Genomic DNA, 12,245 nt, shown 5'->3' on the forward strand with positions numbered 1-12,245 from the left:
AGGCGGCCACTCGGCGTCGTGCACGGCTCGGTGACGGTACGGCCGTCTGGTGCCTGAGGGAGTGCTAGCGCGAGACCCGTGGGCGGAACTCGCGGCTCTGCTGGAGGATCGCGCCGAGCAGTTCGTCGTAGAGGGCGGACGTGCCCCGCGCGGCCTCGCCCGGCCAATGGTGCACGGCGTGCGCAGCGCCCTGGATCTGCTGCCAGTTGGCGACCTCCGGGATATACGGCTCGAACAGCAGCGGGCCGAACATCTGCTTCATCTCTTCGAGGCGGTAGCCGTGCTCGGTCGACGACGGCCGCACGCGGTTCGCGACGATGCCCGCGGGTGAGAGCTTCTGCGCATACTCCTGCTTGAAGAGCTGGATGGCCCTCAGCGTTCGCTCGGTGCCTGCAACGGAGAAGAGGCCGGGCTCGGCGACGAGGAGGACCCGGTGGCTTGCGGCCCAGGCCATCCGGGTGAGGCCATTGAGAGAGGGCGGGCAGTCGATGAGAACGAGGCCGTACCCCTCGATTCCATCGAGAACCATCGAGAGGCGCCGCAGATCGCGGCGGCCCAGGTCCGGGCGGTCGTAGACGCTGCTGAGCGAGCCGCCGTACGCGACGTCGAGGACTCGGTTCTGCTGGCCCGTGAGGGCTGCGGCGCGCCGTACCCATGGGCTCGAGACCACATTGTCCTCGAGGAAGACACGCTTGGGGGACTTGAGCATCCGCCCCACCTCAAGCTTGCCGCCCGGGTCCACGCCGAGCGCCGTCGAGGCATCAGCGTGCGGATCGAGGTCGACCACCAGAGTGGGGATCCCGGATGCGAGGGCTGCTGACGCGAGCCCTGTGGTCACCGAGGTTTTCCCGACTCCACCCTTGAGGCTGCTGATGCTGAGTACTTGCACGTGAGATTCCACTATCTATCCGCTGGCCGACCCTCACCATCCTAATGGCCCTTGCCGGCCGCCCCGGGCCACGCCACAGCTCGGAGCCTCTCGGTGCATCCGCTGCATGAGCGCCAGCTGCGATCCGCGAAACGAGACGTTACGATCGTGATTCAAGGCACAGAACGTTGTCCTGATACTTTGCTGCCATAGACACTAGGCACCACCTAGACCAATCCTGCGTTGCGATAACAGGAGTCCCATGTTCTCCAAAATTCTGGTAGGGAACCGCGGCGAAATAGCGATCCGCGCGTTTCGTGCGGGCTACGAGCTCGGTGCCAAGACGGTCGCGGTGTTCCCGCACGAAGACCGCAACTCGATCCACCGGCAGAAGGCGGACGAGGCCTACCTCATCGGCGAGGAGGGCCACCCCGTCCGCGCGTACCTCGACGTGGATGAGATTATCCGTGTGGCCAAAGGGGCCGGAGCGGATGCAATTTACCCCGGGTACGGATTCCTCTCCGAGAACCCCGAGATGGCCCGTGCAGCTGAGCGCGCGGGAATCACCTTCGTGGGGCCGCCTGCGGACGTCCTCGAGCTTGCCGGCCACAAGGTCCACGCGCTCGAGGCTGCCCGGAAGGCCGGCATCCCGGTCCTGAACTCGTCGGCGCCGAGCTCGGACGTTGAGGAGCTCCTGGCAGCGGCGGACACGATCGGCTTCCCGATCTTCGTCAAGGCCGTGGCCGGTGGCGGCGGGCGCGGCATGCGGCGCGTCGACACGCGCGATGCGCTCCCCGACTCGCTCAACGCCGCGATGCGCGAGGCAGATGCAGCCTTCGGCGATCCGACGGTGTTCCTCGAGCAGGCGGTGCTGCGACCGCGCCACATCGAGGTCCAGGTCCTCGCCGACGCCGAGGGCAACGTGGTCCACTTGTTCGAACGTGACTGCTCGCTCCAGCGCCGCCACCAGAAGGTCATCGAGATCGCGCCGGCACCCCAGCTGGACGAGAATATCCGCCAGGCTTTGTACTCGGACGCGATCAAGTTCGCCAAGGCCCTCGGCTACGTGAACGCCGGCACCGTCGAGTTCCTCGTCGACACGGTGGGCGAGCGGAAGGGCCAGCACGTGTTCATTGAGATGAACCCGCGCATCCAGGTCGAGCACACCGTGACCGAGGAGGTCACCGACGTCGACCTCGTCCAGGCCCAGCTGCGCATCGCCGCGGGAGAGACGCTCGAGGACCTCGGCCTCACGCAGGACAAGATCCACCTCAAGGGCGCCGCGCTCCAGTGCCGCATCACCACTGAGGACCCGGGCAACGGCTTCCGGCCGGACGTCGGCAAGATCACCGGGTACCGGTCGGCGGGCGGCGCGGGTGTCCGTCTCGACGGCGGCACGATCTACCAGGGCGCCGAGATCAGCCCACACTTCGACTCGATGCTCGTCAAGCTCACGTGCCGCGGCCGCGACTACGCCACGGCGGTCAAGCGTGCGCGGCGCGCCTTGGCGGAATTCCGTATCCGCGGCGTCTCCACGAACATCCCGTTCCTCCAGGCGGTGCTCGACGACGAGGACTTCGTGGCCGGCAACGTGGCCACCTCGTTCATCGACGAACGGCCCGAGCTGCTCAAGGCTCGCTCGTCCGCGGACCGCGGCACCAGGCTGCTGACCTGGCTGGCCGAGGTGACGGTCAACAAGCCGAACGGTGAGCTCACGGTCCACGCGGACCCGCGCGACAAGCTGCCCAAGGTGGATCTCTCGGACGCCCCTGCGGGATCGCGGCAGCGCCTGCTCGACCTGGGCCCCGAGGGCTTCGCGAAGGCGCTGCGGGAGCAGAACGCCGTCGCCGTCACCGACACGACATTCCGCGACGCCCACCAGTCGCTCCTGGCTACCCGAGTCCGGACGCGTGACCTCGTCGCCGCCGGGCCGGCCGTCTCGGTCCTCACCCCCGAGCTCCTCTCGGTCGAGGCGTGGGGCGGTGCGACGTACGACGTCGCGCTGCGCTTCCTCGGCGAGGACCCGTGGCAGCGCCTCGCCGCCCTCCGCAAGGCGATCCCGAACATCTGCCTCCAGATGCTCCTGCGCGGACGCAACACGGTGGGCTACACGCCGTACCCAGAGGAGGTGACGGTTGCCTTCGTCAAGGAGGCGGCCGCTACCGGAATCGACATCTTCCGGATCTTTGATGCGCTCAACGACGTGAACCAGATGGCCCCCGCCATCAAGGCCGTTCGGGAGACGGGGACCGCGGTGGCCGAGGTGGTCCTGTGCTACACGGGCGACCTGCTCGATCCGGCCGAGGACCTCTACACGCTCGAGTACTACCTGGATCTGGCCCAGAAGGTCGTCGATGCCGGGGCCCATATCATCGCCATCAAGGACATGGCAGGCCTCCTCCGTCCGGCGGCGGCGGCGAAGCTCGTCTCGGCACTGCGCGAACGCTTCGACCTCCCGGTCCACCTGCACACCCACGATACCGCCGGGGGCCAGCTCGCCACCCTGCTCGCCGCCGTGGACGCCGGGGTCGACGCCGTCGACGTCGCCTCGGCGCCGCTCGCCGGCACCACGAGCCAGCCGTCTGCCTCGGCACTCGTCGCCGCCCTCGCGCACACCCCGCGGGACACGGGCATCTCGCTGGAGAAGGTGAGTGCACTCGAGCCGTACTGGGAGGCCGTGCGCCGCGTCTACGCCCCGTTCGAGTCCGGACTCCCCGGACCCACCGGGCGGGTGTACCACCACGAGATCCCGGGCGGACAGCTGTCGAACCTGCGCCAGCAGGCGATCGCCCTCGGGCTTGCCGAGCGCTTCGAGGCGATCGAGGACGTGTACGCGGCTGCGGACAGGATTCTCGGCCGGCTCGTCAAGGTCACGCCCTCCTCCAAGGTCGTCGGCGACCTCGCCCTGCACCTCGTGGGCCTCGGTGCCGATCCCGAGGAGTTCCGTGAGAACCCGCAGAAGTTCGATATCCCCGAGTCGGTCATCGGCTTCCTCGGCGGTGAGCTCGGCGATCCGCCTGGGGGCTGGCCCGAGCCCTTCCGCACCAAGGCCCTGCAGGGGCGCACGGTCAAAGTGCGCGAGGAGACTCTCTCCTCCGAGGACTCCGCGGCGCTGCAGGGCGATTCGGCGACCCGACGGGCAACGCTGAACCGGCTCCTGTTCCCCGGCCCGACCAAGGACTACCAGGCCAACCGGGATGCCTACGGCAACCTTTCAGTGCTCGACACGCGAGACTACCTCTACGGGCTCCAGCGAGGCCACGAGCACATCATCGAACTCGAGAAGGGTGTGCGGCTCATCGCCCAGCTTGAGGCGATCTCGGAGCCCGACGAGAAGGGCATGCGGACAGTCATCGCAACGCTCAACGGCCAGTCCCGCCCGGTGTCGGTGCGTGACCGCTCCGTTCAGAGCAACGTCAAGCTGGCGGAGAAGGCGGATGCGACCAACCCTGGTCACGTCGCCGCTCCGTTCGCGGGTGCGGTCACGGTCACGGCCAAGGAGGGCGATCTCGTCCAGGCGGGCGACTCCATCGCGACCATCGAGGCCATGAAGATGGAGGCCGCGATCACCTCGCCGGTCGCCGGCAAGGTCTCGCGCGTCGTCGTGAGCGGTGTTGAGCAGGTTGAGGGTGGTGATCTGCTCCTGGTGGTCGGCGCGGAGTAGCGTCTGCACCATGACTGCGGCTCGGCCGCGGGCCCGCCTCGGGGCCCGCGGCCGAGCCGACGGCTAGACTGGCCCCGATCGACCACCCGGCCGCTGTGTCGCCGGCAGTGGCACACGTCTTTGGACGTACCGACGAGGCGAACGGGAGCCCATGACCGAGGAGACAACGCCCAAGCCCGGGCCGCGACCGCATGCTCGCAAGGCCGCGCCGGACCCGCGCGAGGAGAGCGCCTCGGCCGCGTCCGGGACGTCTGCACCGGAACAGGCTGTGCCTGCACAGTCCGGGGAGGCAGAGTCCGCACGGCCGTCGGAGGCGGATCACGCAGTGCCGGCGTCATCGCCCGTCGACGTGGTCACCGTGGCAGACGCCCAGGACCGCATAAGCGCTGATTCCCTCTCGGCATTGAACTCGCTGTCGGTTCCACTCGACCCAAGCGCCGTGCCACAAGCGCCGTCGCAGCCACCGGCTGGCTGGCTCGCGTCCCACCCGCTCCCGACCTCGGGACCCGGGGTCGCAGGGAAGGCAACGCCCACCGTGGCTGGCACGCCGCCTGTCCCCGACGCCAGTGGGCCTGCGGCTCCCGGAGCCGACGCGCCCGAGCAGGCCGGGGGCGCCGCCGCCCCCGTCGTGAGCGAGCGGCGAACCCGTGTGGAGGGTCCGGAGCCAGCCACATCGCTGACATCAGACCGGCTTGTCGCGAAGTCCCCTGCCGCTCCGGTGACGGGGTGGCGCCGGTGGCTGTACTTCGCGACCTTGGGGTACGTGGACCTGGGAGACTCCCACGCGGTGCGGCTCCAGCGGGCACTCGAGCATCGGATCGCCACACGGCTGGGGGAGCGCACACGCTACGTCCCCGTGCTCTCCCGGAAGGGCGGCGTGGGCAAGACCACGGTCACCACGCTGCTCGGCATGGCCCTCGCGGACCTGCGGGAGGACCGCGTGATTGCGATGGACGCCAACCCGGACCGCGGCACCCTGTCGGACCGCAACCCGGGCCGTGCCACGTACACGGCCCGCCAACTCGTCAAGGACAGGTTCGAGGTCACGTCCTTCGCCCAGCTGTCCAATTACACGGCTCGCGAGGGCTCGCGGCTCGACGTGCTCGCCTCGGATGCTGACCCTATGGTTGCCCAGGCGTTCAACGATGCGGACTACCGCGCAGTCACCGACGTGCTGGGCCGGTACTACTCGATCGTGCTCACGGACTCGGGCACCGGCATGGTGCACTCGGTCATGCAGGGCACGCTCGAGAAGGCCGACGCCGTTGTCCTCGTCTCTGGCGGGAGCGTCGACGAGGCGCGGCTCGCCTCCGAGACGCTTTCCTGGCTTGAGGCGCACGGGCGAGACGATCTAGTGCGCAAGGCCATCGTCGTCATCAACATGGCAGCCGGCGATGGGACGCGGGTGGATGTGGACGAGATCGAGGATCATTTCCGCACGCGTGTCCGGCACGTCGTGCGGATCCCGCACGACCGGCACCTCGCCGAGGGGTCACAGATCGACTTCGCCAAGCTCCGCCCCGCAACACGTGAGGCGGCCATCCAGCTCGCGTCCCTCGTCGTCGACGAGCTCACGGAGGACTGAGCCGGCGAAGGCCGGATGGCCCCCGCCGGCTGTGAGGCGACTCAGACGACGCTCGGCTTCGGTGCGGAGTAGATCTCGTCGACATACTCGCCGAAATCGGTCATGACCTGATCCCTCTTGACCTTCAGAGAGGGGGTCAGGTGCCCCGAGTCTTCCGTGAAGTCCGTCGGGACGATCCGGAAGGACTTGATGGCCTCCGCTCTGGACACGCTCGAGTTGGCGTGGTCGATGACGGTCTGCACGTGGGCGAGGACGGCTGGGTGCGTCGTGGCGTCCTGCACGGACAACCCCGCAGGGAGGCCACTGCGCTCGAGCCAGCCGGGCAGCGCCTCCTCGTCGAGAGTCACGAGGGCGGCGATGAACGGACGCTTCTCGCCCACGACCACGACCTGCGACACGAGCGTGTCCGCACGGATCTCGTCCTCGAGCGGCGCGGGGGCCACGTTCTTGCCCCCGGCCGTGATGATGATGTCCTTCTTGCGGCCGGTGATGCGCAAATAGCCGTCGGCGTCGAGTTCGCCGACATCCCCGGTGTGGAACCAGCCGTCGGTGAATGCCTGGGTCTGGAGCTCAGGCAGGTTGTAGTACCCGCGCATGACGCACACGCCCTTGGCGAGGATCTCCCCGTCGTCCGCGATCCGCACGCCATTGCCGGGCAGCGGGGGGCCCACGGTTCCGATCTTGACGAGCGACGGGGTGCCGACCGTAAGCGGTGCCGTGGTCTCAGTGAGCCCGTATCCCTCGAGCACGAGGAGCCCAACGCCGTGGAAGAAATGGCCGAGCCGCTCGCCGAGCGGTCCGCCTCCGGATACCGCGTACTTGACGTGACCGCCCATCGCGGCGCGCAGCTTCCTGTAGACGAGCACGTCGTACAGTGCATGCTGGAGCCGGAGCCCGAGAGACGGCTTGCCACCGTCCTCGTGCGCCTTGGACCAGGTGATTGCAATGTCCCCGGCCCGATGGAAGATCTTGCCCTTGCCGCTGTCCTCGGCCTTCGTGAGCGCAGAGTTGTAGACCCTCTCGAAGATGCGTGGGACAACGAGGAGGAAGGTCGGCTCGAAGCTCTGCAGATCCGCGAGGAGGTTCTTGACGTCCGGGGTGTGCGCAACCTGGGCGCCCGCAGCCACCGCCAGAACGGAGATGAACCGCCCGAACACGTGCGCGAGTGGGAGGAACATGATCGTCTTCGATTTGGGTTTGACCACCACGCCGAGAGCCATGGCAGCGTTCTCGGACAGCGCGACGAAGTTCCCGTGGGTGAGTTCACAGCCCTTGGGCCGGCCCATTGTGCCCGAGGTGTAGATGATCGTGGCTACCGATTCGAGCGTCGCTGCCGACCGGCGCGTCTCGAGCACCTCGTCGGAGACGCTGGCACCGGCCGCGCGGAGGGCGTCGAGGCCCGCAGTGCTCATCTGCCAGACATGCTTCATCGCTGCCAGGCCCTCGGAGTCGACCGCCTGGCGGATCGCGTTCTCATGATGCGCGTTCTCGCCGAAGGCGGCCACGGCACCCGAGTTGTCGAGGTTCCACGCAATCTGGCTGGGCGACGAGGTCTCATAGACGGGCACGGAGACAGCTCCCGCGAACCAGATTGCGAAATCCACGAGGGTCCACTCGTAGCATGTGCGCGCCATGATGCCGACGCGGTCGCCGAGGCCCACGCCCTCGGCGATGAGTCCCTTCGCGATCCGTTCGACATCGGCGCGGAACTCCTTCGCGCTCACGTCCTGCCATGTGCCGGATGCGTCCCGCTTTGCGAAGAGGGCAGGGTTCGCTGGCTTCTCCGCCTGCTCGAGGACGAAGTCCGTGGTGTTGCGGGCAACGGGGGTCGGAATGAGGGGCGGGACGATCTTTTCGCGCACGATATCTCCTTCGGTATCTCCCGGGGGCGCGGGAGATGGCTTAACCATATCCAAGCGCACCGGCGGGCGTGTGCCGTGGATCACGGCACCAAAGCTACTGGTGAGTAACAATAGCCGTCGCGGTCGGCTCGCGCCACACGGGTCCTCTGGGGGGACGCCACTAGACTGGCCCCCGTGCGCAGACCCCGCTTCGCCCCGACCTTCCGGCCCCGAGACCCACGGCTGGGCCCCAAGGGGCTTGCGATCGGTATCGACATTGGTGGCACCAAGGTCGCGGCGGGGGTGGTCGACGCCGCAGGTCGTGTGCTCCGGCGCGCCCGGCGCGCAACTCCGGGAACGCAGCCACGCGAGGTGGAGCGGGTCATCACCGAGCTCGTCGAGGAGCTGAGCACCGCACACCGCATCGCTTCGGTGGGGATCGGCGCAGCTGGATGGATGGACCTCGAGGGGGGAACCGTGCTGTTCAGCCCTCACCTTGTCTGGCGCAACGAGCCGCTCCGCGCCAACCTCGAGAAACTCCTCCGCCGTCGGGTCCACCTGGCCAACGATGCCGATGCCGCGGCGTGGGCCGAGTGGCGTTTCGGTGCTGGCCAGCGAGAGAGCCGACTCGTCTGCATCACTCTGGGCACCGGGATCGGGGGCGGGATGGTCATGTCCGGCCGTCTCGAGCGCGGACGCTATGGGGTCGCCGGCGAATTCGGGCACCAGGTCATCGTCCCGGGAGGCCACCGATGCGAATGCGGCAACCGTGGGTGCTGGGAGCAGTACGCCTCCGGCAACGCCCTGGGGCGCGAAGCGCGGGAGCTCGCCCGCGCCAACTCGCCGGTCGCTCAGGAGCTGCTGCGTGCCGTTGGGGGCAATCCGGAGCGGATCACGGGGGCAGTCGTCACCGAACTCGCGCAGGCCGGAGACGCGGCATCCATGGAGCTCCTCGAGGAGGTCGGAGAGTGGCTGGGACTCGGTCTGGCGAACCTCGCGGCGGCGCTGGACCCCGGCACGTTCGTGATCGGCGGCGGGCTCTGTGACGCGGGCGAGCTCCTTCTTGCCCCAGCGCGGCGGGCGTTCGCGCGGAATCTCACAGGACGCGGGTTCAGGCCTCAAGCGCGGATCGTGCGCGCGGCGCTCGGTACCGAGGCCGGACTCATCGGTGCTGCGGACCTTTCGCGGGTGAACTTCCGGTCAGACAGGTCGCTGCGGCGAGGCGTCGGCGGCAGGGGTGTGGCGACTCCGGCCACTTAGACGCGGGCGCCGTCGTCGCCGTCGTCGTCCTTATTGTGGGGAAGGCGCATGATCAGCGTCCCGACACCCGCGATGAACGCGGATACCAGCAGCACGATGATGTAGCCCGGCACAGTACGCCACACGAGCGCGAACACGAGCAGGGCAACAGGTCCTCCGAGGGCCCCGCACCACGCGAGCACGGTGACCGGATCGGCACCGGCTAGCACCGGCTCGGGCTCCTCGGGCACGAAGTCGCCCGGAAGGGAGTCGGATTCCTCCCCAACCGGACCTCGGGCCCGCGCTTCGGGCCGCTGCCCGGCGAGGCCCAGCGGGTCGAACTGCGAGAAGCCCGCGGCGTCGTCCTCGTGATCGCCCCCTCGTGCGGAATCGGCGGGGTCGGGCCTCGCGGGTCCGTGACGCGGCCCGCGCCCGCGGCCAGGACCGGCACCCGAGGCGCGTTCAGCGGCAGAGAGCTCGCGCGGCGCCGGGCCGGAGCCGTCGCCGTCCACAGGCCCGCCTCCCAGGCGTGCGACCAGATCGCGCCATGCGTCGTCGTCGGCTGCGGGGTCGGGGCGGTGGGTATCTGAGGGATCGTTCATGCCAGGTCCCCCAGACCCTGGGCCTTCGCATTCGAGGAATGCTGTCCCGCCCCGGTCATCTCACGAAAGAAGGCCGCGGAGCGCGTGAAGATGGTCTCCGCGTCATTGTCCAGCGTCGCGACGTGATAGCTGTCGGTCAGCCGGACGAGCCGAATGTCCGTACCACCGTACCGGGCCGTGATCGCCTCCACGCTGCGTTCGCTCGTGACCACGCGGTCCACAGTGGAGCGGAAGACCAGCAGCGGGGCACTGGCGCGGGGGAGGGCCGTGACCGTGTCACGGAACAGGAGCTTGAGCTGATGGGCAGCCGCGACGGGCACCAGCTCATACCCGCCTTCGTCCTGCCCTGACCGCTTGATGTCGTTGTGTATCCCAGGGACGGTCTTCATCACATAGCGCAGCACGGCGGAAAGGCGCGACCGCGGATCGTCCACGACCAGGGCAGGGTTGACCACCGTCACGGCTGCCACCGGATGGTGCGCCGCGAGCCGCAGGGCCAGCGCACCGCCCATCGAGAGGCCGGCGGCGACCACGGTGTCGCATTCGCGCGCTAGTTCGAGGTACGCCGACTCGTAGGCGTCGTACCAGCGCCGCCATGGGATGCGTGCCAGGTCTCCGATCGAGGTGCCGTGGCCCGGCAGGAGCGGTACGGTGACGCGGAATCCTGCGTCCCTGAGGGCGTCGGCCCACGGCTCGACGGCGGTGGGCTCGCCTGTGAACCCGTGGCACAGTGCGACGCCGACGGCCGAAGGGGCTTCCATGGCATGAATTATGCACCGAGCGGTGCGCACCTCGGTCATGCTTCCAGCGTGCTTCGCGGCGCGGCCTGCTCGGCGCACCGCAGGAAGAAGTCCGCAGTCCTGCCGACGATCAGCTCGGCCTCCGGTCCGCGGGTTGCAACGTGGGGGCTGTTGTGGAGGGGAACGACCTCCGTCACTGGGCCTCTGGCCCGGTCCATGATCCTCCTCAGGGACGACGGCGGCACGACGGGATCGACATCGGACTTGAACACGATGAGCGGCGCCGTGACGCGCGGCAGGGCGCGGTCAGTGGCCGCGAAAAGGCGTTTGAGTTCGTGGACGGCGGTGATCGGCGTCCTCGAATAATCGCCTTCGTCCCCCATGGGCGGGGGAGCGTCTGCTTCCTCGATGGGCCCGGTGGTGCGCATGAACAGGCGGTACGCGCCGATGAAGCGCACCCTCTGGTCGTAGAAGCCGAGGGCGGGATTCACGACGGCGATCCCCACCACCGGGCCCGGCGCACTGTGGCCTGGGGAGATCGTCCGGTTTTCGGCTGTCCCCAGCCGCGCCGCGGTGTGGAGGGCGATCGCACCGCCCATCGACAGTCCAGCAACGAAGAGGAGGTCGGTGCGCGCGGAGATCGCGACGCATGCCTGCTCGAATCGTTCGGTCCACTCGCGCCAGCGGCGCTTCTCGAGGTCGCGCCAGTCGGTTCCGTGTCCAGGCAAGAGTGGGGACTCGATGTGGAATCCTCGGGCGGCAAGCCCCTCGGCCCATGGCTGTATGGAGGAGGGCGAGCCCGAGAACCCGTGGCACAGGACCACACCCAGCCGCAGCGGCCGGGACGTGCTGGTGCCATATGACATGCGTCTATCGTGACATCCGGGTCGCCGGTCCGCCGAAGCGCCCCGCGTGACACTACAGTGAATCCAGAAAAGCGCGCTCGCCACGGCGGAAGGGCCAGCATTGGTCTACTGGATCCTCAAACAGATCTTCATCGGTCCCCTCGTCAAGCTGCTCTTCAGGCCGTGGACCAAGGGCATGGCGAACGTGCCCGGCAAGGGCGCCGCGATCCTCGCCTCGAACCATCTCTCGTTCTCCGACTCGATCTTCCTCCCACTCATGGTCCGGCGGCCGGTGGTGTTCCTGGCAAAGCAGGAGTACTTCACCGGCCATGGGCTCAAGGGGCGGCTTACGGCAGCATTCTTCCGGTACACGAACCAGCTGCCGATGGACCGCTCGGGTGGCGAGGCGTCTTCCGCCTCGCTCGAGACAGGCGCCCAGATCCTGCGCGGCGGCGGGCTCCTCGGCATCTACCCTGAGGGCACCCGGAGCCCCGATGGGCGCCTCTACCGTGGCAAGGTCGGGGTGGCCAGGCTAGCCCTCCTCAATCGGGTGCCCGTCCTGCCCGTGGCGATGATCGGGACGGAGAAGGTCCAACCGATCGGACAGCGGGTGCCGTCAATCCGCCGCGTGGGAGTCATCATCGGGCGCCCCATGGACTTCTCGGAGTTCTATGGCCGGGCCAATGAGCGCGGGGTCCAGCGGGAGGTGACCAACCGGATCATGCGGCAGATCCAGCAGTTGTCCGCGCAGGAGTATGTGAACGTGTACGCTGCGGACGTCAAGGCGCGGCTCGCGGAAGAAGCCGCGCACAGGCCCTCCCAGGAGCCACCGGCCGACGCATGAGCGAGGGGTAGCGGCGG

General features: G+C 68.6%; 9 protein-coding genes. 4 read left to right on the top strand and 5 right to left on the bottom strand.

Annotated features, from left to right (window positions below; all coding sequences use genetic code 11):
* Positions 1–64: 64 nt before the first annotated feature.
* Complete coding sequence (locus LF262_RS00005; protein WP_235778253.1) at positions 65–889, bottom strand: ParA family protein; 825 nt, start codon at positions 887–889, stop codon at positions 65–67.
* 241 nt (positions 890–1,130) lie between these two features.
* Here LF262_RS00005 and LF262_RS00010 point away from each other — a divergent pair, with 241 nt between their 5' ends.
* Entirely contained in the window at positions 1,131–4,532 is a 3,402-nt protein-coding gene (locus LF262_RS00010) for a pyruvate carboxylase (protein WP_235778254.1), read from the top strand.
* Positions 4,533–4,683: 151 nt separating this feature from the next.
* Positions 4,684–6,117, top strand: coding sequence for a MinD/ParA family ATP-binding protein (locus LF262_RS00015; protein ID WP_235778255.1), 1,434 nt, complete (start codon positions 4,684–4,686; stop codon positions 6,115–6,117).
* A gap of 41 nt (positions 6,118–6,158) precedes the next feature.
* Here the strand turns inward: LF262_RS00015 and LF262_RS00020 are convergent, their stop codons facing one another.
* Positions 6,159–7,979, bottom strand: coding sequence for an AMP-dependent synthetase/ligase (locus tag LF262_RS00020; RefSeq protein WP_235778256.1), 1,821 nt, complete (start codon positions 7,977–7,979; stop codon positions 6,159–6,161).
* A 165-nt stretch (positions 7,980–8,144) separates the two neighbouring features.
* Here LF262_RS00020 and LF262_RS00025 point away from each other — a divergent pair, with 165 nt between their 5' ends.
* Positions 8,145–9,218 carry an ROK family glucokinase gene (locus LF262_RS00025; protein ID WP_372462725.1) on the top strand — a complete coding sequence of 358 codons (1,074 nt, stop codon included), beginning with the start codon at positions 8,145–8,147 and terminating at the stop codon, positions 9,216–9,218.
* On the opposite strand, the gene LF262_RS00030 is transcribed toward LF262_RS00025, so the two are convergent.
* From LF262_RS00030 to LF262_RS00040, 3 genes are read right to left on the bottom strand one after another with little or no spacing between them, the layout of a single operon-like run.
* A complete protein-coding gene (locus LF262_RS00030) occupies positions 9,215–9,799 on the bottom strand; it encodes a hypothetical protein (RefSeq protein WP_235778258.1) in 585 nt (194 codons plus the stop codon). The genes LF262_RS00025 and LF262_RS00030 overlap by 4 nt on opposite strands.
* The gene (locus tag LF262_RS00035; protein ID WP_235778259.1) at positions 9,796–10,560 is read right to left on the bottom strand and encodes an alpha/beta hydrolase; all 765 of its coding nucleotides are present in this window, start codon (positions 10,558–10,560) and stop codon (positions 9,796–9,798) included. The genes LF262_RS00030 and LF262_RS00035 overlap by 4 nt, the downstream gene beginning before the upstream one ends.
* 35 nt (positions 10,561–10,595) lie before the next feature.
* The gene (locus LF262_RS00040; RefSeq protein ID WP_235778260.1) at positions 10,596–11,405 is read right to left on the bottom strand and encodes an alpha/beta hydrolase; all 810 of its coding nucleotides are present in this window, start codon (positions 11,403–11,405) and stop codon (positions 10,596–10,598) included.
* 100 nt (positions 11,406–11,505) lie between these two features.
* On the opposite strand from LF262_RS00040, the gene LF262_RS00045 reads away from it, so the two are divergent.
* Complete coding sequence (locus LF262_RS00045; protein ID WP_235778261.1) at positions 11,506–12,228, top strand: lysophospholipid acyltransferase family protein; 723 nt, start codon at positions 11,506–11,508, stop codon at positions 12,226–12,228.
* Positions 12,229–12,245 lie beyond the last annotated feature (17 nt).

Origin of the sequence: Sinomonas notoginsengisoli (assembly GCF_021554725.1) — a bacterium.
GTDB lineage: Bacteria > Actinomycetota > Actinomycetes > Actinomycetales > Micrococcaceae > Sinomonas > Sinomonas notoginsengisoli.

What these genes read in the sequence shown, in the direction of transcription:
- LF262_RS00010 (WP_235778254.1), top strand. Translation starts at nt 1,131, where the DNA reads ATGTTCTCCAAAATTCTGGTAGGGAACCGCGGCGAAATAGCGATCCGC.
- LF262_RS00035 (WP_235778259.1), bottom strand. Translation starts at nt 10,560, where the DNA reads ATGGAAGCCCCTTCGGCCGTCGGCGTCGCACTGTGCCACGGGTTCACA.
- LF262_RS00030 (WP_235778258.1), bottom strand. Translation starts at nt 9,799, where the DNA reads ATGAACGATCCCTCAGATACCCACCGCCCCGACCCCGCAGCCGACGAC.
- LF262_RS00015 (WP_235778255.1), top strand. Translation starts at nt 4,684, where the DNA reads ATGACCGAGGAGACAACGCCCAAGCCCGGGCCGCGACCGCATGCTCGC.
- LF262_RS00040 (WP_235778260.1), bottom strand. Translation starts at nt 11,405, where the DNA reads ATGTCATATGGCACCAGCACGTCCCGGCCGCTGCGGCTGGGTGTGGTC.